Raw genomic sequence first — 22599 nt, 5'->3', positions numbered from 1 at the left:
GGTGCTTACTTTAAAGGTATCAACGACGGTTTAATCAGAGCGTGAACGACGGGGCTGCCTTATCCAACTGTCCGGCAAGCAGCGTCTCAATGCGGTCACGCACAGGGTAATCTTGCTGGCTGAAATGTAGACCAATACCAGGAATGCGGCGGCCGCTGACACCCTCGGGCGAGACCCATACCACGTGGCCGGTGATTGAAAGACGTTCACTTTCACCCGGCAGCGTCAGCAGTAAAAACACCTGCTGACCCAGTGCATAGGGAGTCTGAGTGGGCACGAAAATCCCCCCACGGTCCAGAAATGGCATATAGGCGGAGAGCAGTGTCGGCACATCGGGAATGTTAAGAGAGAGCGCTTTTTGGGCTGCCATAACAACCTCGCTAGATTGCTGTAAATAGGGAGAACACATTCCGCTAGGAGCGCAGCAGAGCCGCCCAGCGAACCAACCACGCCTCAAGCACCAACTGGGGATTTGGGTTAGCTCCCACCGCCAACAGACGCCGCTGTTCACGGGCATAATCCAGCAGGCGAAACCAATCCTGCACCCGGCCATTTTTGACCGCCTGGCGATAAAGCGGCTCAAGATCGGGGTTGTGCAGCACTGCTGCTTCACCGGATAAACCGAGACGAATCAAGTCTTCCAGCCAGGCGATACCGTACCACAAGATGGCATCAATCGCCTGGCGATCCAGCCGCGCGGCCTCAGAGACAGGCTCTGCGCCACGCACCAACTGCTCAAAACTGTCGTGAATTTGGTGGCGCAAAGCGCGCTCTTCGGGCGCGGCCATTTCCACCGCCAGTAGCGGCAGGCCACCCGCTACCTGCCACCAGAAGTAAGCTTCGTCGGCACTGTTGAGTTTCTCAATCAGCCAACCACGACACGCCTCAAAGGCAACACTGGGCAGGGACCACTGCTGACAGCGCGAGCGGATCGTTGGCAGCATCCGTGAAGGCACATCAGAAAGTAGGATAAATAGCGTCTTATCGCCGGGCTCTTCAAGGCTTTTGAGCAGCGCATTAGCAGCGGCAACGTTCATTGCCTCAGCCGGTGAAATGACGATGACCCGGTATCCCCCCTGCTGAGCCGTTTGTGAAACAAAGCGGTTAACCTCGCGAATAGGGTCAATACGAATCTGGCGCTTGCCATCTTCCGGCGAGACCCGCAGCAAATCAGGATGGTACCCCGATGCCAACATCGCGCAGCTATGGCAATGCCCGCAGGCCTGGTCTGCGGGGGCGGCGCAAAGTGTCCGGGCGATTAACGCTTCCGCCAACTGTTGCTTACCTACCCCATGGGCGCCATGAATGAGCAGCGCATGGGGCATCCGCCCTCCATCGGCCAGACGGGTTAGCTGATGCCAAGTGGCAAGGTGCCACGGCATAACGCCGCTTAACGCCATGCGGTTACTCGCGCCGAAAGGGTCTTACGAAGCTGCGCTTGTACCTCTTCAAGGGGATGCTGAGCATCAATCACCGCAAAACGTTCGGGGTCTTCTTCCGCTCGCGCCAAATAGGCGTCGCGCACAGCCTGGAAAAAATCGGCCTGCTCTTGCTCAAAACGGTCACGCTGCTCGTGACGATCGCGCAGGCGGGCTTCTAACCGCTGCTTGGCCGCCTCTTTGGGCATATCGAGCAAAAGCGTTAAATCGGGCGCGAATCCCTGCTGAACAAAATCTTCCAGTACAGCAATACGCTCCTTGGCAATGCCTCGGCCACCGCCCTGATAGGCAAAGGTAGCGTCAGTAAAACGATCACACACGACCCAAGCCCCTCTTGCCAGGGCAGGCAGAATTTTCTCCGCTAAATGCTGCGCCCTAGCGGCAAACATAAGCAGCAGTTCTGCGTCCACATGCAGCGGCTCTTGGGGGGCGGGGTCCAGCAGCAGTGCTCGAATAGCTTCGCCTCGCTCAGTTCCCCCCGGCTCACGTGTGCGCACCACTTCCAGCCCCTGGGCTTCCAGCCACTCGGCGACAAAGCCCACATTGGTAGACTTTCCCACGCCTTCGCCGCCTTCCAGCGTAATGAAGCGTCCCCGCTTACTCATCATGCTCCCTTACTGTGGTGATCAATGTGGTGATGACGTTGATGATAGGTCATGGCGATTACCGGTTGCGAATATAGCGATTAACGGCATTATTATGCTCCCGTAATGTACGCGAGAAGTGATGCGTGCCATCACCCCGGGAAACAAAATAGAGCGTTTCGCCGGGTAGTGGGTTTACCGCCGCTTCCAATGACGCACGCCCCGGCAAAGCGATCGGCGTGGGCGGCATGCCATCAATCACATAAGTGTTATAGGGCGTCGCTTCACGTAGATCAGCACGGGTGATGCGACCTTCATAGCGCTCGCCCATGCCATAAATAATCGTCGGGTCGGTCTGTAAGCGCATTCCCTGCTCCATGCGTCGCTTGAACACCCCGGCGATTTCACGACGCTCCTCCGGCGCCCCCGTTTCGCGCTCAATCAAAGAGGCCATAATAAGCGCCTCATAGGGTGACTCAATGGTCAGGTCGTCGGCACGCTCTTCCCAGACACTGTCCAGAATTCGTTCCATACGCTCAAGCGACTGCTGTAGTAGATCGACGTCGCTCATTCCCAGGTGGTAGCGATAGGTATCGGGAAAGAACCATCCTTCAGGAAAGGTGCCTTCGCGATCAAGTAGCGTCATCACCTCTTCGTCGCTCAAATCAGCCGTGCGATGGTCAAGTTTTGGCGCGGCATTGAGCAAGTCGCGCATTTGACGAAAGGTCCACCCTTCAGGAATCGTCAGCGGATAGGTGACAACGTTATTACTACCTAGCAGCGCCATCATTTCCAGCCCGCTCATATCCGGCAAAAGCTGATATTCGCCAGTACGCAGCCGCGGCACGCGCGCAGGCTCCACCCGCGCTAATAAGCGAAACGCCCAACCATCTTCCAGTATGCCCTGGGATTCCAACTCCGCCACCACCTGATTAAACCCCGCACCAGAAGGCACTTGGTAAAGCGTTGGCTCATCAAGCGCTAGCGGTGCCTCTAAGCGGCTCTGCCAATAAAAATAACCGCCTGCTGCACCGGCAGCCCCGATTATGACTACGACTAACAAAGCGGTTAATAACCGTTTCACCATGACACCTCAAAATAATTGCGGGGCTATATTGATACAAAGGTTGACGTTTAGGCAAAGCCTAACAACTGATGGGCCAAGCGCTGGAAGGGATCAGAGTCACTCACAGCCCAGCGCTGCAGCAACGAACCATCCGCTGCTAGCAGCGTCGTCACAGGCCACACTCCCTGAACAGAGTTTGCCACCCATAGCCGCTCGACCTCTGCAAGGCGATCCAGCAACAGCGCCCTCTGAGCAACGACACCTTGATCAATTAAACCAGCGCGCAGTGTTCCTGCTACGCCGCATTGGTCAACCAAAGGCGTGAACACCTGCCCCGCCTGCAGCCAAAAAATATTCATACTGGTGGCTTCAATGACTCGGCCTTCGCTATCAGCGAGCAGACCTTCGGCGATCGCGGCATCGCTCCACTCCTGGCGGGCCAGTACGTTCTCCAGACGATTAAGGTGCTTAATACCGGCCAACCGCGGCTGGCGGCTAAGGCGCAAATCACAAAGCCTAACTGTGACACCCTGCTGCCAGCGCTGAATCGAGGGCTGAAATGGCGTACGGCGACTAAGCAAACGCGGTGTTACTTCATCCGGCTGCGCATAACCCCGCCCGCCACTGCCACGCGTCAGGATAAGCTTGAGGACTTCCAGCTCAGCGGTGCAATCACCCTGCCACGTGGCATCTAGTGCTGCTTGGCAAGGTAACGGTATATTTAGGCGCCGACACCCCTTCGCTAGGCGGTCTGTATGATAGCGCCACAGCACCGGTGCACCTGCACGCAACAGTACCGTTTCAAAGAGACCATCACCATACGCTAGCCCGCGATCATCAAACGGCACAGTTTGTTTGTCAGATAACGCGGGCGGCAACATCGTCAATTACACCTTCTTGAATAACAGCGAACCGTTAGTACCACCAAAGCCAAAGGAGTTGGAAAGCGCCATATCAATCCGCATGTTCCGCGCGGTGTGCGGCACATAATCCAGATTGCAACCCGGCTGCGGGTTATCCAGGTTGATGGTCGGCGGTGCGATCTGGTCACGAATTGCCAGAATGCTGAACACTGCTTCTACCGCACCAGCGGCACCCAACAGGTGGCCGATCATCGACTTGGTAGAGCTCACGGCCACATTATTGGCTGCATCACCCAGTACGTTCTCAATGGCTCGACTTTCTGCCAGGTCACCTGCCGCGGTTGAAGTGCCATGGGCATTGATATAGTGCACTTCAGAAACGTCAACCTGGGCATCTTTGATGGCATTGCGCATAGAGAGCGCCGCGCCGCGACCATCTTCCGGTGGCGATGTCATGTGGTAAGCATCATCGCTCATGCCAAAGCCGACCAGCTCGGCATAGATGTGAGCGCCGCGCGCTTTGGCATGCTCATACTCTTCTAGCACCAACACACCCGCACCGTCCGATAACACAAAGCCATCGCGATCAGTATCCCACGGGCGGCTGGCCGCCTGAGGGTCATCATTACGCGTTGAGAGCGCGCGTGCAGCTGAAAAGCCGCCCAGACCTAGCGGGGTCGTCGCCATCTCGGCACCACCACAGACCATGACGTCCGCATCGCCATAGGCGATCGTGCGCGCGCTGTAACCAATATTATGGGTACCGGTGGTACAGGCAGTGGTAATCGCGATATTCGGCCCTCTAAAGCCGTGCTGAATCGCCATATTGCCCGAAATCATATTAATGATGGAGCCCGGTACAAAGAACGGCGACACCTTACGGGCCCCACCCTTGTTGAGCGCGTTGTGGTTATGTTCAATCATGGGTAGACCACCAATGCCTGAACCGATAGCCACACCGATGCGATCCGCATTCTCTTCAGTGCACTCGATACCGGAATCCTCAACCGCTTGAGCGCCCGCCGCCATACCGTACTGAATAAAGAGATCCATCTTGCGAGCATCTTTAGGATTCAGGTACGGACTAATATCAAAGTTCTTGATCGACCCACCAAAACGCGTGTTAAAGCCACTGGTGTCAAAATGCTCAATAGGCGTAATACCGCTTTTACCAGCAACAATGTTGGCCCACGATTCATCTACGCTATTGCCCACTGGGGTCACCAGGCCTAACCCAGTTACCACTACCCTTTTCCGTGCCATTAGCTTTCCTCCAGGCATCCATGGTGACGCGACCCACTTGGGTCATTCGCTGCTTAAATTTGGTCAACAGTATAACGGAGATTGAACGTTATAAGCATTGTGGCAGCAAAGCAAAAAAGCCGCCCTGCGAAAGGACGGCTCTTAAGGCGGGTGACTAGCACCCCACCCTGGTTCGATGCATCGACGCAGCCCTTACTGGTGGGCGTTCACGTAATCGATGGCTTCTTGAACCGTGGTGATTTTCTCAGCTTCTTCATCAGGAATTTCAGTATCGAATTCCTCTTCCAAAGCCATGACCAGCTCAACGGTGTCGAGCGAATCAGCACCCAAGTCTTCTGTAAAAGAAGAGCTGTTTTGGATGTCTTCTTCTTTAACGTTCAGGCGCTCTGCTACCACTTTCTTAACGCGCTCTTCAATAGTACTCATTAACGTACTCCAGTCGTTCACATTAGCCGTTTTTGATAACCAGCTATTTGGAAACCGCAAGCCAAAAGCTGCGGGGTAGTTTATAGACGCCCTTGGGTCGACGCAACCGACATCCCCAAGGCCATCAACGCATATTCATGCCGCCATTTACGTGAAGCGTCTCACCGGTGATGTAACCGGCTGCATCACTAGTCAGAAAGCCAACCGCTGCGGCGATCTCTTCCGGTGCTCCTAAGCGAGCCAAAGGAATTTGCTTAAGTAACATTTCATGCTGGGCTTCAGGCAGCGCCTCGGTCATATCGGTGGCAATAAAGCCCGGCGCCACCACATTCACCGTGATTGCTCGCGAGGATACCTCACGCGCCAAGGCTCTGCTAAACCCCTCCATACCGGCTTTGGCTGCAGCATAGTTAGTTTGGCCCAGGTTGCCCATGGTTGCCACTACAGAGCTGATCGACACAATACGCCCAAAACGTGCCTTGGTCATACCCCGCAAACACGCCTTACTAACACGATAGACAGATTTTAAGTTGGTATCCATCACGGAGTCCCACTCATCTTCCTTCATACGCATCAGCAAATTGTCTCGCGTGATACCGGCATTGTTAACCAAAATGGTCGGCGCACCAAAGCGCTCAGTGATGGTTTTCAATACGCTGTCAATGCTGGCCTGGTCGGTCACGTTAAGACACAGACCTGCACCTTCAATGCCATTCTCTTTTAAATCAGCATCAATTTTCTCAGCACCGGACTCGCTAGTCGCTGTGCCAATGACGATACGGCCTTGACGACCTAGCTCACGAGCAATCGCCTGGCCAATACCGCGACTAGCCCCTGTTACCAGGGCAACTCTACTTTCTTGGGTCATAACGTTCTGCCTCTAACCGTGTTATCAAGCAAGGATAGCGGAATAACACAACCCTTGGTCACGCTTTATCAGCCAACGTTTCACGCGCCAGCTCAAGCGCAGCATTCAGGCTGTCAGGATCATTCACTGCCAACCCCTTGCTACCCTTCACGATACGCTTATTGAGACCGGTCAACACCTTTCCAGGCCCGCACTCAATAAATACTTCAACACCTTGACTGGCCATTGCCTCAACGCAGGCGCTCCAGCGCACTGGCTGATAAAGCTGTTCGATGAGGCGTGTGCGCAGTGTAGTGGTATCAGCATGCGCCTTGGCGTCAACATTCTGAATCACGGTATAGCGTGGCGCTCGCAATTCAATCGCCTGCATAGCCTCCGCCAGGCGCTCAGCGGCCGGGCGCATTAACGCACAATGCGAAGGAACGGAAACGGGCAATGACATAGCGCGCTTGGCCCCCGCTTCTTGGCAGGCAACGATAGCCCGCTCAACGGCTGCTTTAGAGCCTGCCACTACGACCTGCCCAGGGGAGTTATAGTTGACTGCAGACACCACGTCGCCCTGGGCGGCTTTTTCACAGGCGGCTTCAACCGCGTCGTCTGCCAAGCCAAGGATGGCCGCCATACCACCTTCACCCGCGGGAACGGCCTCCTGCATGGCCTCACCGCGCAGACGCACTAAGTTAACGCCTTCGGCAAAGCTCATGACGCCAGCGCACACCATCGCGCTGTATTCACCCAAGCTATGGCCCGCCATTACAGTAGGTCGAGGCCCTTCTAGCTCCTGCCAAACTCGCCAAATAGCGACGCTGGCAGAAAGCAATGCGGGCTGGGTGCACGCGGTTGCATTAAGCGATGCTTCAGGACCCTCTTGGACGACTTTCCATAAGTCGTAGCCCAAAGCATCCGACGCTTCCTCAAATGTCGTTCCCACCACACTATAGCGCTCGGCCAGCTCTCGCAGCATTCCAAGCTGCTGAGAGCCTTGCCCGGGGAAAATGAGGGCAAGGGGTTGAGACATGTCGTTCACCTTTGCACTTGTAGGCATTTGCTCATATGAGCGATAGGCGAGATTATTGGCACATCCTGATGCCACCTATAAACTCGCAAAAAATAAACTATTTATTATCTAACCATGGCTCGCAGGTGCCACTGCTTCACGTAATGGCGCCTGCCAACGGCCTGCGATCCGCGCAGGTAAATTATGTTCTACTTCCTGAAGAGCACGCTGAATAGCGTAGTAGAAACCATCGGCATGGGTACTGCCGTGACTTTTCACCACGATACCGCGCAACCCCAACAAACTGGCCCCGTTATAGCGCACAGGATCTAACTCCTGCTTTAAACGCCTCAAAACAGGTTTGGCCAGTAGGCTTGCTAAACGACCACTTAAGCGCGACTCAAACGCCATCTGCACGCGTTCAACCAACATACTTGTCAAACCTTCGCTTGCCTTGAGCACTGCGTTACCCACAAAGCCATCGCATACCACTACGTCAAGCTGGCCTTTAAACAGGTCACCACCCTCGGCATAACCTTGATAGTCAAAAGCACCACTATTGGCATGCTCGCGCAGCAAACGATCAGCTTCGCGAACGCTGGCACATCCTTTAGTGGCCTCAGCACCAACATTGAGCAGCGCGACACGTGGCATAGCCGTGCCATCGACACACTGCGCCATCGCCGCGCCCATTAACGCAAAGTCCACCAGCCGATGAGCGGGAGAGTCCACATTGGCGCCTAAGTCCAGCAAATAACAGCGACGCCCTTGGCGCGCTGGAATCGCGGTACTGATCGCTGGCCGAGAAATACCCTCGACCATCCCCAGCTCGCGTCTTGCTAATGCCACAAGCGCTGCCGTATTACCCGCACTTACACCGGCAACCGCCTCGCCCTGAGCGACACTTCGCAGCATGTGCACCATACTGGTCGCCTGACCCCTGCGCAGCGCCCAGGCAGCGGTTGTCGATGGCATAATGCAGTCAGGTGCTTCACGCGCCACCAAACGTGACGTTGCCGCAGCCAGAGGCTGCGGCAAGCGTGAAAGCTCAGCAAGAATCTGCTGACGCGGGCCAAACAGAATCAGCTCAAGGTCTGGGTGTTCCACCACTGCCTTTGCAGCACCTGTGATAATCGCATGAGGGCCTTGGTCACCCCCCATCACATCTATCGCTAGGCGCATACCGCACTGAGTCCGTTTAGCCGCTTAATAACGCAATTGAGGTTTATACTTCAATCACTTTACGACCACGGTAGAAACCGTCTGGAGAAATGTGGTGACGCAGGTGAGTCGTACCGGTTTCTTTGTCTTGAGACAGCGTCGGAGCAGTCAGTGCATCGTGGCTACGACGCATGCCGCGCTTGGAACGAGTTTTACGGTTCTGTTGAACTGCCATGGGTGTTTACTCCAAGGTATTTAAGTTAAAGGGTGCTTATTTTTTGCCTTTTAAGACATTGAGCACCGCGAATGGATTCGTCGCTGGCGTTGTTTCTGCCGCCGCGCCTTCTGTTTTGCTGACCAGCTGCTCCGCCGAGACATGACATTCGGCTTCATCGTGATAGACCACTTGAGGCAGGCTAAGAATCAATTCATCCTCAACCACCGTCAAAAGATCCAGCTGTTCCTTTTCCACCAGCACCGGTTCATGACTAGCAGGCAACTCGGCCGCTAAGGCTTCGTCAGTGACCATTCCAAGCAAAAAGTCACTGCTCACCTCTTGAGGCAGCGGCACCAGGCAGCGTCGGCAGGCAAGCGCCAACGTCGCTTGCAAGTGGCCACGAATTTCACGACGACCTTGAGCATCGACGCCAAACTCAAGCACGACATGACAGTCGCCGGTTTGGACACCCGCTTCTTCGGCAAGACGTGGCAGTTTATCCAGCGCTACCAAGCCTTCGATTCGTTCGTGGCGGGCTGCGAGCTTATAAGGCTCAACCCGACTGGGGAGTTGTGAGGTCAACATAGGCGCGCAATGATAGGCACTCCCCCTGCTGGTGTCAAAGCTGTCGGTATATTTCTTCATGCCTTCCTCAATAAATAACCAACCGCGGCCTCAATAAACGGCCAACATAGGCAGGTTTAGCTGCTTTCGCTACACTCTACTGCTTTGAAATTGCATTTGCGCCACGTTGCACACATCTCTTAGACATGCGCCACTACCCAGCCAGGAGCTATTTGTGACTTCATCCGCAATGACCGAGCCATCAAACAGTCAGGCATCAACGACCAAGCTGGTACTGGCCTCCAGCTCGCGTTGGCGGCGCGAGCTGCTGGATCGGCTACAGCTCCCCTATCAATGCTACTCACCAGATATTGATGAAACGCCCCATAGTGGCGAAACACCCCACGCTCTGGTCCATCGTCTAGCGCTCAGCAAAGCCAACGCCGTTGCGCACCGCTTCCCCCACCACTGCATTATCGGCTCTGATCAAGTCGCGGTATTTGAAGGCGACATTCTTGGCAAGCCGCATACGAAAACCAAGGCACGCGCCAACCTGAGCCGCTTTTCTGGCCAGCGTGTCACTTTTTTGACCGGTTTAGCGCTGCTGGATACACGCCACCAGCGCCATCAGGTGCACGTCGAGCCATTCGAGGTGGTTTTCCGCCACTTGAGCGCCCAGGAAATTGAAAACTATGTCGCCAAAGAACAGCCACTCGACAGCGCTGGAAGCTTTCGAATGGAAGGCTTAGGCATAGCGCTGTTTGAGAAGCTTGAAGGCCGCGACCCTAACGCATTGATTGGGTTACCACTGATTGCGCTTTGCGACATGCTGCGCCAAGCAGGTTTAGACCCGCTTGGCGCCTCCTGATTATCAATAGAGCCTGACAAACCAAGGGTCTGACACCTAAGCGCTTAGAAGCGCAGCGGGGTAGCGGGCGCACTGACGCCCAACACCTCGGCGACGACCTGGGTAAAGCGGCGCGTAAGGCGCTCAAATGGATCAAGACTCGGCGTATAATCGACCCAATGGGTGTCACCTACTCGGTCACGCGCCACTTGCTCAAGGCTGCCTAATTGGTCAACCAAGCCTAGATCAACGCTCTGCTCACCACTCCAGACCAGGCCTGAAAATATATCGGGGCTGTCGCTAAGCCTTTCCCCTCTTCCCGCACGCACATCATCAATAAACTGACGGTGAGTTTGGCTGAGCACTCCCTGCCAAAACTGCTCCGCCTCTTCATCCAGCGGCTGAAACGGGTCAAGAAAGGCTTTATTTTCACCAGCAGTCAACACGCGGCGCTCCACGCCAATGCGCGCTATTGCCTCTTCAAAACCAAAGCCCGCGTAAATAACGCCAATAGAACCCACCAGGCTGACAGGCGACGCAACAATCTCATCCGCCGCCGCGGCAACATAATAAGCGCCGCTGGCACCGATATCTTCGATCACTGCGATAATCGGCTTATCGCCCTGTTCGCGTAGGCGCATAATTTCTGCATAGATACGCTGAGACTGCACCGGGCTACCCCCTGGGCTATTAATGTGCAGCACCACAGCAGCAGCGTCTTCCGCCTCCCAGGCGTTATTCAGCCCCTCAATGATACGCTCGGCATTGGCAGGCGAATCGCTGGCAATTACCCCGCTGACCTCAACAATCCCTAAGTGTCGCTGTGTGGGCGCGGTAGCACTAGGCGAATCCCAAAACAGACTATAAAGGGTGGCAAACAGCGTCACCAACACAATAGTGAGCATCATCAGGCGGAAAAACAGCTTCCAGCGGCGAGTGCGTCGCTGCTCCGTTAACACACCGCCTATCCAGTGATCCATCATTTCCAGCTGCGCCAGCCGCTGGCGTTCGCGCAGAGTTTCGGCATCATCGTCTGGCGCACCCGACATCGGCTTAGCGCCCTTACTAGAAGGCACCTCTGATCCCTGTGTCCAACGATCCTCCCTCACCTCACTGCGATCATCATTGGTCGGGCCGTCACATCCGTCGTTTGTGCCAACGGGGCGGATTGGGTCGTCGCTCATAAAATGTCCTTATGTAAACGCTGGCTACTCACCGTACAACCGATCAAAAAGCTCATCGATGCTATGGGCAATCCACTTGGGGCGACTCAGTGCCAAACGCTCTGGCGTATGCACCCCGTAAGTCACGCCTATTCGATCCATACCAATCGCTCGCGCCATTTCCAAGTCGTACTCTGTATCGCCGACCATCACCGCTCGCTCGACGGGCACTTCAAGCTCAGCCAACAGTTCCGAAAGCATTTGAGGATGTGGCTTCGAGCGGGTTTCATCCGCCGTGCGGCTGGCGTGGAACCAGGCACCGCTATCGGTCTCAGCAAAAATACGGTCGAGGCCACGGCGACTTTTACCGGTCGCTACCGCTAGCCGCTGCTGTTCACGACCGCGCAAACGGGCGATCTGCGCCTCAACCCCGGCAAAAAACAGCATTGGCGTCGCATCCGCCGTCACAAAATGGTGCGAATAACGCTCACGAAGGCGTTCGGCCTGAGCCGGTAAAATACCTGGGCAAAGCTGGGCAATGGCCTCAGGCAGCCCTAACCCAATAATATCTTCCACCTCCGCCGCCGAGAGCTCTCCCCACTCGGCTTCCAGCGCAGCCGCCTGCATGCACGACACTATCCGCGGCACCGAGTCCATCAAGGTGCCATCCCAATCAAATATAATCAGCTCGTACTGCATGGCAGCTCCATATCAAGGGCGGATTAGTAAACGGCTTATTGGCGAGCACGCTTAAGCGCTTCTTCCAGCGCCTCTGGCAGTGGCGCTTTGACGGTCACCGGTCGACCATTGGTGGGCTCGGGAAAGGTAAGCGCACGCGCATGCAGAAACAAACGCCCCAGCCCTAATTGCTTGGTAAGAAAACCGCTTTCACGGGTGGCGTATTTATCGTCGCCCAGCAGTGCATGGCCTGCATGGGCAGCGTGCACACGAATCTGGTGGGTGCGCCCTGTCACTGGTTCGGCTTCAATCAAGGTGGCTTTTTCGAACGTCTCGACCACCGAGAAATGAGTACGCGACACTTTACCATTGGGATCAACCCTTACCCGACGCTCGCCATTGCCCGCATCAAAGCGATCCAAACGCGCGCTTTCGTAGGTTTTACGCGCTGGCCAGCGCCCGCTCACCAAGGCCAGATAGCGCTTATCCATGCCGTGTTTTTTCAGTGACTCATTAAGCGTCACCAACGAATCGCGGGATTTGGCCAGCAACAAGCAACCAGACGTATCGCGATCTAAACGGTGAACCAACTCCAGGAAGCTCAAATCATCGCGCACCTGGCGCAGTGCCTCGATCAAACCGATTTTAACCCCGCTACCACCATGCACCGCCAAGCCTGAAGGCTTGTTGAGCACCATCCAATCAGGGCCTTCCATGATAACGCTGCCCACTAACAGGTCGCGTAAATTATCACTCACTTCCTTGACCGCCTCACGGGGCGCCAAGCGCAGCGGTGGAACACGAACTAAATCGCCCGCTTGCAAACGGTAATCCACCTTTACGCGCTTTTTATTAACGCGCACTTCGCCTTTACGCACGATGCGATAGATAAGCGCCCGCGGCGCTCCTTTGAGCCGCGTCATGAGAAAATTATCAATTCGCTGCCCAGCCTGCTCTGGGGCAATATCCACCCACTGTACTTCACGCCCTTCGGACATTGCCGCTTGCTCCTGCTGTAGTTCGCTAACATCAGCTTAAAACGGCATTCTAGCGTAGACCCAAGGGCATTGCGTCAATTGCTGGTCGTTGTCTTTACTGTTATATTCCAAAACGTTCACCAGCCAAGCACAGAAAGCTTTCTTGTCTATCGCTAGTGACTAGCTGATAGATAGCTAATTCGTTAAATTGGTTAGCAGAAAACGTCAACGCTGAGCTCGGTTAATGCGCCTGCCCGACTAACACGCAGGCCTGAACACGAAAGACGACGTCAGTGTACGCATTGCTCGTTTTTCCAGTACTAACATCTGATCTTAAAAAATGCAGTAAATCTGCCGCCCGTTCTTTAATGCCGGTAGATGAAGGTAAGCCTAGCCCTCAACGGCAGGCAGTAACTTAACAACGCCACGCCCTGAGCAGCCCCTCCTTTCTCGTCACAAGGCGCTGGCTGACTCCGGGCGACAAGTTCAACGCTGTGCCGGTGGCCGGCGTTGGTGAATCGATGAATGCCAGGTGTCGGCGGTGTCAGCAGGGCCGGATGGATGTGACAACCACCGGAACACGTCCTGCCTCCGCCACGTACTCAACGCCCTACTGGCCGGGTTGGCGATGATGCCTTCCCGGCTTGACGCGTCAGCATTGCAATGCGCCGAGCACAAGCACGCAGCACCCAGCGGTTCGCCTACGTCACCCCATAGGCAGTTCGCCGGCACGCAACGCTATGCGAGACAACATGAAACGGATGCTTATTAATGCGACACAGCCCGAAGAGCTGCGCGTCGCCTTAGTTGATGGACAACGCCTTTACGATTTAGATATCGAATCCGGCGCTCGAGAACAGAAAAAAGCCAATATCTATCGCGGTAAAATCACTCGCGTAGAGCCCTCACTTGAAGCTGCCTTTGTCGATTACGGCGCGGACCGCCACGGCTTTTTGCCGCTCAAAGAGATCTCAAAAGAGTACTTTGTAAAAGACGTTTCCGGACGTCCCAGCATAAAAGAAGTACTCAAAGAGGGCCAAGAAGTCATCGTTCAGGTCGACAAGGAAGAGCGTGGCAATAAAGGCGCCGCGCTTACCACCTTCGTCAGCCTGGCTGGCCGCTTTTTGGTATTGATGCCCAACAACCCGCGTGCGGGTGGCATTTCTCGCCGTATCGAAGGCGATGAGCGTAGTCAGCTCAAAGATGCCATGGGTCAATTGACCGTGCCGGACAAAATGGGCCTGATCGTGCGCACTGCTGGCATTGGCCGTAACCCAGAAGAGCTGCAGTGGGACTTGGATTACCTGGTCCAGGTGTGGGAATCGATCACCACTGAAGCCGCCAAGCGCCCTGCCCCCTTCCTGATCTACCGTGAATCCAACGTCATCATCCGCGCCATGCGCGACTACTTGCGCCAGGACATCGGCGAAGTATTGATCGACAGCCCCGAGATTCACGCCGAAGCACTGGGCTTTATTCGCCAGGTCATGCCCTCGTATCAGCAGAAGATCAAACTTTACGCTGACGAAGTACCGCTATTCTCACGCTTCCAGATCGAATCGCAAATCGAAACGGCCTACCAGCGCGAAGTGAAGCTCCCTTCTGGCGGTTCGATTGTGATCGATCACACTGAGGCACTGGTCTCTATCGATATCAACTCGGCTCGCGCCACCCGCGGCAGCGATATCGAGGAAACCGCCCTACAGACCAACTCTGAAGCTGCGGACGAAATCGCTCGCCAGTTACGCCTGCGCGATATCGGCGGCTTAGTCGTAATCGACTTTATCGACATGGGGCCAGCGCGGAACCAGCGTGAAGTTGAAAACCGCATGCGCGATGCGCTTAAGCTAGACCGCGCGCGGGTACAGATCGGCCGTATTTCGCGCTTTGGCCTGATGGAAATGTCCCGTCAGCGCCTGCGTCCTTCACTGGGTGAAACCAGCGGCGTGGTCTGCCCGCGCTGTAACGGCCAAGGCACTATTCGCGATGTACGTTCGCTGTCGCTGTCCATCATGCGCCTGATTGAAGAAGAGGCGATGAAAGAGAACAGCGCGCAGATTCGCGCTATTCTGCCGGTACCCGTCGCTACGTATCTGCTCAATGAAAAACGCAGCGTACTGGCGGATCTCGAGTCCCGCCAAAATGTTCGCGTCGTTCTGCTACCCAACCCTGATATGGATACGCCCCACTACGACGTACAGCGCCTACGAGATGATCATTTAGACGAGGATGACACTCAAAGCCTTTCGAGCTTTGAACTCTCCACGGATACCGAAGTTGGTAAAGAGCCGACACCCAGCTTCGTACCGCCCGCTCAACGCGCTGAAGCAGCGGTAAAAAGCGTTACACATAACGCCCCCGCTCCTGCATCGCTGCAAACCGAAGAGAAAGCGCCTGCTGCTGCCCCGGCGGCGAAAGTAGCACCGACGACCAGCGAGCAACCCAGCGTCATTGGCCGCTTTATCCGTGGCTTCGCCAAGTTGCTAGGCAGCGACGAAAGTAATGCTGAAGCTACGCCAGAGCCCAAAACTGAAACGCCCGCGCCGCGTAAGCTAAGCGAGCGCAAAACCAATCAGCGCAGCAGTGAGTCACGGCAGAAAGCCTCACGCAGCGAACGCGGCGACAACACTAGCCGTAACGAGTCGCGCAGCGATAACAGCGCCCGGTCTGAGCCAAAAACTGAACAAAAAGCCGAGCAAAAAAGCGAGCAACGCACCACTGCTCCGCGTCCTGCCGGTGACGATAATAGCGACAAGCGCAGCGGCCCCAGCCGCACCCGCAATCGTCGTCGTCATCCCCAGCAAGACGATGCCAACGAAGAGTCGGCCAACAAAGCGCCTCGTAAAGAGAGCCAGTCGGATAGTTCTGGCAAAGATAGTTCTGGCAAAGACAGTTCTGGAAAAGACAGCTCAGCCAAGGACAGCTCTAAAAAGAGCAATAACGGCAAAAGCGCAGCGCCGAAAGAGTCGCGTCGCGAGGCTGGCCAAGACAGCCAACCCGATGAAACTGCCAAGCAGCCAGAAGCCAAGCAGGATGACGGCAAGCCGAAGCGTACGCGTAACAACCCGCGTAACCGCACACGTACCCAGGCGATCAATCCTCAGGCAGAAGCTGAGCAGTTAAAGCTGCAGGCAGAAGCGGTAAATGAAGCGCCAGAAAGCGCTGAACCAGCAGATGAAGCACCTGTCGCGCCGACAACCGAAACGTCAGACGCGAAAGCTCCAGCACCGGAAGTAAAGGCACCTGCTACAGAAAAACCGGCTTCAGAAGCAACGGCTGCCGAGACACCGAATGCTGACGTCGCCGCATCTGCCGATGAAGCCACTCAACCTGCTTCTGACACCGCTGAGCAGGAAGCCGCTGCCAAGCCGAGTGAACTCGTCACCAGCGAAGAGCCGACACCTGCTGCTGCCTCTGAAACAACGGAACTCCACTCTGAAGAGAGTAAGACTACGCCAGCGCTACCTGAGGTGAACTCAGAAGCAGCCGAAGCCAACTCGGAGCCTACTGAAACTGAGCAAACTGCTGATAACCAGCCAAGTGCTAGCGAACCGGTAGCACCTGAAGCTATCGAACCGCCTGCGGCCAACGCGGTCGATCCGGCGGCCACTATTGAAGAAGCTGCTTCTGAGCCTCTCAGTCGCGCTGATACGGATCAAAGCAGCGAACAGCGCCAGCCGGAAGCGTCAACTAACGCCCAGGAAACTCGCCAGGAAGCAGTAACGCCAAGCGTTTCTGAAAGCACTTCTGAGCGTGACGACGCGGCCTCTTCAGTTGAAGAGCCATCCAGCAGCGAGCAAAAGCAAGCTGAGGAAAAGCAAGGCGAGGAAGAAAAGAGCGTCGAACAGAATAGCGGCGCTCTAGAGCCAACTGAAACCGAGCCTCAGCCTGCTCAGCCGGTGGCTAGCGAAGCACCCGCTGAAGACGCAGTCACTGAAGAAACGCCTAAACCACGTCGCCGCCGCACACGGGCTCACAATGACCCGCGTGAAAAGCGTAAACAGGCGCAACAGGACACCCACTCCGAGTAAAATCGGTCGCGTGTTGCAACAGCAAAATCCCCGCTTAAGCGGGGATTTTGCTGTTTAGGAGACGCCTTTTAAAAACGGCAGAAGGATTCGCTGGAAAAGGGTGTTAAGGATTAATAAAACGTGGCTCGGGTTCTAACAGCACACCAAAGCGTGTTTTTACTTGAGCGGCGATATAGCTGGCGATTTTCATCAAGCCGTGGCGATCACCACCACCAAAATGCACCACCACCAGCGCTTGATGCTGGTGTACGCCAAAGGCGCCGTCGCGCATCCCTTTTAAACCGCACTGGTCGATCAACCAACCTGCCGCTAACTTTGTTTGCCCTCCCGCCTGGGGAAAATGGGGCATCGCAGGATACTGGCGCGACAGCTGTGCTGCCTGCTCATCACTTACTAGCGGATTCTTGAAGAAACTCCCCGCGTTGGCAAGCACCTCGGGGTCGGGTAGCTTCTCGCGGCGAATAGCACAGACGGCTTCAGCAACCTCAAGCGGCGAGGGTGTAGCCGATATCCGCGCGGCAAGATCGCCATAATTCAGTTGCGGCGCTGGCATGCGTGATAAACGCAATATTAGCTGGGTAATCACAACACTATCGGCTAACTCGCCTTTAAAGATGCTGTCCCGGTAGCCAAACGCGCACTCTTGAGTACTTAACCAATAACAACGGCCAGTGGCGAGCTCCATGACCTGCACCGCTTGCAGCGTGTCAGCAAGCTCAACGCCGTAGGCACCAATATTTTGCACCGGCGCCGCCCCACAACTACCGGGAATTAGCGCTAAGTTTTCAATTCCCCACAAACCCCGTGCGGCAGTCGCCATGACTAAGGCGTGCCAATTAACCCCAGCGCCCACTTGGGCAAACACATCCCCTTGTTGAGCGCCTTTTGGATGTCTCAGCCACCATTGATTTAAGGCTGGGCGTAGCACCAGGCCCGACAACTGCTCAGGCAGCAGCACATTGCTGCCACCGCCTAGCAGCGTAACGGGCCAGCTCTGAGCGTGGGCATAAGCGAGTGCAGCGCGCAGTGCTGACAGCGTGCCCGGCGCTGCATAGTGCTCGGCGTGACAAGGCAGCCGCAGCGTATTGGCAAAGGTTAAATCAATATTGGACTGCAGATTAAAAGCCGCCACCTCAGCGCTCACGTTTGAGGTGTTGAATGAGCCCGTTTGAAGCGGCCTCAATCATATTTAGAACGTTTTCAAAGCCTTCATCCCCGCCATAATAAGGATCAGGTACTTCTGCACCAGGCGTGCCGGCAAAATCTAAAAACAGGCCTATATGAGCCTGGCTATTGGCGGGTTTCCGGTCACGTATGGCGCGCAAATTGTCCTGATCCATACCCAGCACGTAATCAAATTCAGCAAAATCCTGCACATTTAACTGGCGGGCACGCAGGCCACTTAAATCGATACCACGGCATAAGGCCGCTTGCTGGGCGCGTGAGTCCGGCGCTTTACCCACATGCCAACTGCCGACCCCGCAGGAGTCTATTTCAACGTCGTCGGCTAGCCCTGTTTGCTCAAGGGCTCGGCGAAAAACACCTTCTGCGGTGGGCGAACGGCAAATATTGCCTAGACACACAAATAACACTTTCACAACGACTCTCCTTGGGCGCTAGGCAAGCAGCGCGCGTACACGGGCTAAATCCTCGACAGTATCAATACCCGCGGGATTCACCTCACAGGCTAAGGCTACCTGTATCGCGTGGCCGTTTTGTAGCGCACGCAGTTGCTCAAGCTGTTCAAGTTGCTCCAGGCTAGAGGCGGGCCAGTCACGGTAAGCCGCTAGAAAACCCGCGCGGTATGCATAGAGGCCGATATGGCGCAGCCAAGCATCGGTCGCCAGTAGCGTGGGCGCCTGTTTGAAATGCTCCCGATCCCAGGGAATGGGTGCACGCGAGAAATACAGCGCTCGACCCTGCAGAGTGCGCACCACCTTGACCACGTTGGAATTAAACAGCGTGTCAACATCGTTGATCGGCTCCGCCAGCGTGGCAATCGATGCCTCGGGGTCATCGGCCAAGCGAAGGGCCACTTGATCAATCAAGGCAGGCGGAATCAAAGGCTCATCGCCCTGCACATTAACCAGCAGAGCATCATCCGCTAGCGCTAAGATATCAGCCACTTCGGCTAAGCGGTCAGTGCCCGAAGGATGATCGTCGCGCGTCATGATCACCTCAGCACCATAGGGCAGCATGGCATCCCGAATGCGGCTATCGTCCGTGGCCACCACAACCCGGCTGGCATGGCTTTGGCATGCGCGACGCCATACGTGGGCGACCATCGGCTCACCGGCAATTTCTAACAGCGGCTTGCCGGGCAAGCGGGTGGAGCCATAGCGTGCGGGTACTACAACCGTAAATTCAGGTACGGCGACGTCAGAAGAAGCCATTAAACGCCTCCGGAATGTCCTGAAGCGCTCCCAGGCGCGCGACCAGGGGAAGTAGGCAGCTTCTCATCGGCGTCCATGGCACGGGCTTCTTCCGGCAGCATGACGGGAATCCCTTCTTGAATGGGGTAGGCCAAGCCATCGTAGTGGCAACGCAGCTCTTGGGCTTCGCGGTCATATTTCAGCTTGCCGTTACACAACGGGCAAACCAGCATTGCAAGCAGTTCCTTATCCATGCGCGTGACTCCTTTAGGAAAGTGCCGACAGCCGTGCTGTCAGCCAGTGCTCAAATTCAGGTGGAAGCGTGGCTTCCACATCTAATACCCAACTATTCGACGGCGCCAGGGCGAAACATTTAACGGCATCTTTGGCTGTCATGATAATCGGGCGGATATCTGCAAATTTTAGCGCGTCAGCACTGTAATGCTGGTGATCGGCCAACGGATGCCAGTCACCACTGACCCCCAAATCGGAAAGCGTGCGAAAAAAACGCTCGGGATTGCCAATCCCCGCTACTGCGTGCACTGGTAGCGTAAACGGCAGCGGCGCTAGCGAAAACCGAGCACCGTCATCTAAGCGGCGCCAATATCGCGGTGCTAACTGCATAGTGGTAACAGAGCCAACCGGCAACGCCTGCTGTGAATCACCATTGACGATCACGGCATCAACGCGTTGCAACCGGCTGGGCGATTCGCGCAGCGGCCCGGCGGGTAAGCAGCGACCATTACCTAAACCACGGGCACCATCAACCACTACCAGCTCAATATCCCGCGCCAGCGCCAAGTGCTGCAAACCATCGTCGCTCAAAACAATATCGCAACCCGCCGCCACTAGCGCCTGCACGCCGCGCGGCCGTTTGGGGTCTGCCACTACCGGTAGCCCTGTCTGCTGCGCGAGCATCAAGGGTTCATCGCCGCTTTCGGCAACATTAGTAGCGGCGGTGACAAACAAGGGATAGTGCGAGGATGTTCCGCCATAGCCACGGGTAACAATGCCTGGTGACCAGCCCTGCGCCATCAACCAATTGCCCAACCACGCCACTAACGGTGATTTCCCGGTACCGCCTAAGGTGATATTGCCGACCACAATCACCGGCACGGGAGCCTTCCACGTGGCCTTCTTTCCGAGCTGGTAGGCCTTTTCACGGCGGGCCATTCCCCATTGATAAAGCGCCCCTAAGGGCTTCAGCGGCCAAAGCCAACGGCTGCCCTGATAGGCTCCTTGCAGCCAACGCTCTGCCAGTGTTCGGGTCTTTTGCGCTTTTTTAGGCAGGGTCATAATGCTTCTTGAAACTGCAACTGATGCAGCGCTGCATAGGCGCCATCGGCATCCAACAAGGCCTGATGGGTGCCCTCTTCAATGATACGTCCCTGATCCATCACCACGATCCGGTCGGCCCGCTCAATGGTGGACAAGCGATGGGCAATCACCAATGTAGTGCGACCCTCACAAACGCGCTCCAGCGCTTTCTGAATATAGCGCTCGGATTCCGTATCCAGCGCCGAGGTGGCCTCATCGAGCACTAACAGCGGCGCATCCTTGAAGATAGCCCGAGCAATCGCCAGCCGCTGACGTTGACCGCCAGAGAGCATCACGCCGTTTTCGCCTACGGTGGTCGCATAGCCATCGGGGAGTTTGTCGATAAACTCGTGGGCATAGGCCGCTTCAGCCGCCGCTTGAATAGCCTGTGGGTCAGGATTAGCCACCCCATAGGCAATGTTATCGGCAATTGAGGCATTAAATAGCGTCACCTGCTGGGAGACCAAGGCAATCTGCTGGCGCAGCGGCCCAAGCGCGTACTCATCAACATTGACGCCATCAATGGTGATAATGCCTTGGCTAGGCCGGTAGAAGCGCGGCAATAGGCTCACCAGCGTAGATTTGCCACTTCCCGAGCGACCGACTATCGCTACCAGTTCACCTGGCGCCAGCCGTAGATTAATATCATGCAATACTTCAGGTTGGTCGTCGGCATAGCGGAAGCTAACCTTATCGATAACGACCTCACCGCTTAAACGACTGGCAATACGCTTACCGTTATCCTGCTCCGGCGTCATATCCAGTAGTCCAAAAAGCTCTGACGCAGCCGCCAACCCCTTCTGAATCTCACCGTTAATCTCAGTCAATTGTCGCACCGGTTTGATCATCAGGGCGGCGGCCGTAATAAAGGCGACGAACTCACCGGGGGTCATGTTCTCCATCAGGGAGGGCGCCATCGCCAGCCATACCAGCAGCGCCATAGAGATAGCCACCAGCATCAGAATCACCGGCGAGCTAACCGCACGGGTCATGGCTTCTTTCATACTTTGACGACGATTCTCTTCACTCACTCGTTCAAAGCGCTGCTTTTCATAATCTTCTGCGCCATGGGTGCGCACTACGCGATAGCCAGACAACGCTTCCGACGCAATATGGGTCACATCGCCCATAGAGTGCTGAATGCGCTTGGAGATACGCCTAAACCGCTTACTGACGTAACTCACTACGACGGCAATAATCGGCGTCACGCCTAAAAACAGTAGCGTGAGCATCCAGTTGGTCCAGAGCAGATAAAGCACCAAGCCGACGACGAACAGGCCTTCACGTAGAATAATCGTCACCGCCTTGGTGGCCGCCCCTGCCACTTGCTCGACGTGGTAGGTCACCCGCGATACCAGTTGACCGCTGGAGTGGTGGTCAAAAAACCGGCCAGGCAGATGAAGAAGATGAGCAAATACATCGCAGCGCAGAGTATGAATCACGTAGCGACCCACATAAGCCATAAAGTAAGTACTTAAAAAAGTACCTACCCCACGGGCGGAGAACATAATAATGACAAACAGTGGCAAGAAGAACCGGAAGGCCGCATCCGGGTTTTGAATGCCATCAATCAGCCGCTTCATCATTTCCGCCAGTGCGGTACTCGACGCCGCGTATACCACAAACCCCACCAGCGCCAGCGAAAATGCGCGCCAATGTGGCTTAACATAGCCCAATAACCGCTTGTAAATACCCCAACTTGAATCAGCCACACGCGCTCCCGGCAATAGTGTGCAATGCGGTGAATTCTACCTGATGGCGACGTG

23 protein-coding genes are annotated in these 22599 nt (G+C 55.7%); 2 read left to right on the top strand and 21 right to left on the bottom strand.

The annotated features are described in order from the left end of the window. Nucleotides 1-34: 34 nt before the first annotated feature. From HUO07_RS08040 to HUO07_RS07985, 12 genes are all read right to left on the bottom strand, one after another. The gene (locus HUO07_RS08040; protein ID WP_008956795.1) at nucleotides 35-370 is read right to left on the bottom strand and encodes a PilZ domain-containing protein; all 336 of its coding nucleotides are present in this window, start codon (nucleotides 368-370) and stop codon (nucleotides 35-37) included. Between the two features lie 43 nt (nucleotides 371-413). Continuing rightward, on the bottom strand, nucleotides 414-1400 hold the full coding sequence (locus HUO07_RS08035) for a DNA polymerase III subunit delta' (RefSeq protein WP_176303133.1): 987 nt from the start codon (nucleotides 1398-1400) through the stop codon (nucleotides 414-416). Further along, nucleotides 1391-2044 carry a dTMP kinase gene (gene tmk, locus HUO07_RS08030; RefSeq protein WP_176303132.1) on the bottom strand — a complete coding sequence of 218 codons (654 nt, stop codon included), beginning with the start codon at nucleotides 2042-2044 and terminating at the stop codon, nucleotides 1391-1393. The genes HUO07_RS08035 and tmk overlap by 10 nt, the downstream gene beginning before the upstream one ends. A 58-nt stretch (nucleotides 2045-2102) precedes the next feature. Further along, entirely contained in the window at nucleotides 2103-3110 is a 1008-nt protein-coding gene (mltG, locus tag HUO07_RS08025) for an endolytic transglycosylase MltG (protein ID WP_176303131.1), read from the bottom strand. A 47-nt stretch (nucleotides 3111-3157) separates the two neighbouring features. Then, nucleotides 3158-3970: an aminodeoxychorismate lyase gene (pabC, locus tag HUO07_RS08020; protein ID WP_176303130.1), complete on the bottom strand. Its 813-nt coding sequence runs from the start codon at nucleotides 3968-3970 to the stop codon at nucleotides 3158-3160. 6 nt (nucleotides 3971-3976) lie between these two features. After that, nucleotides 3977-5215 carry a beta-ketoacyl-ACP synthase II gene (gene fabF / locus HUO07_RS08015; protein WP_008956800.1) on the bottom strand — a complete coding sequence of 413 codons (1239 nt, stop codon included), beginning with the start codon at nucleotides 5213-5215 and terminating at the stop codon, nucleotides 3977-3979. Nucleotides 5216-5407: 192 nt separating this feature from the next. Beyond that, nucleotides 5408-5641: an acyl carrier protein gene (gene acpP, locus HUO07_RS08010; RefSeq protein WP_008956801.1), complete on the bottom strand. Its 234-nt coding sequence runs from the start codon at nucleotides 5639-5641 to the stop codon at nucleotides 5408-5410. 124 nt (nucleotides 5642-5765) lie between these two features. Further along, nucleotides 5766-6509: a 3-oxoacyl-ACP reductase FabG gene (gene fabG / locus HUO07_RS08005; protein ID WP_176303129.1), complete on the bottom strand. Its 744-nt coding sequence runs from the start codon at nucleotides 6507-6509 to the stop codon at nucleotides 5766-5768. A gap of 58 nt (nucleotides 6510-6567) precedes the next feature. Continuing rightward, the gene (fabD, locus tag HUO07_RS08000) at nucleotides 6568-7527 is read right to left on the bottom strand and encodes an ACP S-malonyltransferase (protein WP_176303128.1); all 960 of its coding nucleotides are present in this window, start codon (nucleotides 7525-7527) and stop codon (nucleotides 6568-6570) included. A gap of 108 nt (nucleotides 7528-7635) precedes the next feature. Then, entirely contained in the window at nucleotides 7636-8688 is a 1053-nt protein-coding gene (gene plsX / locus HUO07_RS07995; protein ID WP_176303127.1) for a phosphate acyltransferase PlsX, read from the bottom strand. Between the two features lie 43 nt (nucleotides 8689-8731). After that, nucleotides 8732-8902 carry a 50S ribosomal protein L32 gene (rpmF, locus tag HUO07_RS07990; protein WP_008956805.1) on the bottom strand — a complete coding sequence of 57 codons (171 nt, stop codon included), beginning with the start codon at nucleotides 8900-8902 and terminating at the stop codon, nucleotides 8732-8734. 36 nt (nucleotides 8903-8938) lie between these two features. Further along, nucleotides 8939-9469 (bottom strand): YceD family protein, encoded by a 531-nt coding sequence (locus tag HUO07_RS07985; protein WP_008956806.1) that lies wholly within the window; start codon nucleotides 9467-9469, stop codon nucleotides 8939-8941. A gap of 229 nt (nucleotides 9470-9698) precedes the next feature. On the opposite strand from HUO07_RS07985, the gene HUO07_RS07980 reads away from it, so the two are divergent. Continuing rightward, on the top strand, nucleotides 9699-10316 hold the full coding sequence (locus HUO07_RS07980; protein WP_176303201.1) for a Maf family protein: 618 nt from the start codon (nucleotides 9699-9701) through the stop codon (nucleotides 10314-10316). A gap of 44 nt (nucleotides 10317-10360) precedes the next feature. Here HUO07_RS07980 and sppA read toward each other — a convergent pair whose 3' ends face one another. From sppA to HUO07_RS07965, 3 genes are read right to left on the bottom strand one after another with little or no spacing between them, the layout of a single operon-like run. Next, nucleotides 10361-11479 carry a signal peptide peptidase SppA gene (gene sppA / locus HUO07_RS07975; RefSeq protein ID WP_176303126.1) on the bottom strand — a complete coding sequence of 373 codons (1119 nt, stop codon included), beginning with the start codon at nucleotides 11477-11479 and terminating at the stop codon, nucleotides 10361-10363. Between the two features lie 24 nt (nucleotides 11480-11503). Further along, entirely contained in the window at nucleotides 11504-12157 is a 654-nt protein-coding gene (locus tag HUO07_RS07970; protein WP_176303125.1) for an HAD family hydrolase, read from the bottom strand. Nucleotides 12158-12192: 35 nt separating this feature from the next. Then, nucleotides 12193-13134 (bottom strand): RluA family pseudouridine synthase, encoded by a 942-nt coding sequence (locus HUO07_RS07965; protein WP_101146199.1) that lies wholly within the window; start codon nucleotides 13132-13134, stop codon nucleotides 12193-12195. 731 nt (nucleotides 13135-13865) lie between these two features. Here HUO07_RS07965 and rne point away from each other — a divergent pair. Further along, on the top strand, nucleotides 13866-17144 hold the full coding sequence (gene rne / locus HUO07_RS07960) for a ribonuclease E (RefSeq protein ID WP_176303124.1): 3279 nt from the start codon (nucleotides 13866-13868) through the stop codon (nucleotides 17142-17144). A 103-nt stretch (nucleotides 17145-17247) separates the two neighbouring features. On the opposite strand, the gene murB is transcribed toward rne, so the two are convergent. The 6 genes from murB to msbA are packed head-to-tail and all read right to left on the bottom strand — an operon-like array spanning nucleotide 17248 to nucleotide 22545. After that, complete coding sequence (murB, locus tag HUO07_RS07955) at nucleotides 17248-18276, bottom strand: UDP-N-acetylmuramate dehydrogenase (RefSeq protein ID WP_340162494.1); 1029 nt, start codon at nucleotides 18274-18276, stop codon at nucleotides 17248-17250. 1 nt (nucleotide 18277) lies between these two features. Next, complete coding sequence (locus HUO07_RS07950; protein WP_176303122.1) at nucleotides 18278-18742, bottom strand: arsenate reductase/protein-tyrosine-phosphatase family protein; 465 nt, start codon at nucleotides 18740-18742, stop codon at nucleotides 18278-18280. A gap of 18 nt (nucleotides 18743-18760) precedes the next feature. Further along, nucleotides 18761-19537 carry a 3-deoxy-manno-octulosonate cytidylyltransferase gene (kdsB, locus tag HUO07_RS07945; RefSeq protein WP_176303121.1) on the bottom strand — a complete coding sequence of 259 codons (777 nt, stop codon included), beginning with the start codon at nucleotides 19535-19537 and terminating at the stop codon, nucleotides 18761-18763. Beyond that, nucleotides 19537-19770: a Trm112 family protein gene (locus HUO07_RS07940; protein ID WP_176303120.1), complete on the bottom strand. Its 234-nt coding sequence runs from the start codon at nucleotides 19768-19770 to the stop codon at nucleotides 19537-19539. The genes kdsB and HUO07_RS07940 overlap by 1 nt, the downstream gene beginning before the upstream one ends. A gap of 13 nt (nucleotides 19771-19783) precedes the next feature. Continuing rightward, a complete protein-coding gene (gene lpxK / locus HUO07_RS07935; RefSeq protein ID WP_176303119.1) occupies nucleotides 19784-20812 on the bottom strand; it encodes a tetraacyldisaccharide 4'-kinase in 1029 nt (342 codons plus the stop codon). Beyond that, a complete protein-coding gene (msbA, locus tag HUO07_RS07930) occupies nucleotides 20809-22545 on the bottom strand; it encodes a lipid A export permease/ATP-binding protein MsbA (protein ID WP_176303118.1) in 1737 nt (578 codons plus the stop codon). Before msbA ends, lpxK begins: the two co-directional genes overlap by 4 nt. Nucleotides 22546-22599: the final 54 nt, after the last annotated feature.

Source organism: Vreelandella maris (assembly GCF_013371085.1).
Lineage (GTDB): Bacteria > Pseudomonadota > Gammaproteobacteria > Pseudomonadales > Halomonadaceae > Vreelandella > Vreelandella maris.
Note: the sequence above shows the minus strand (reverse complement) of the source record. Positions and strands in the feature narration are given on the sequence as shown.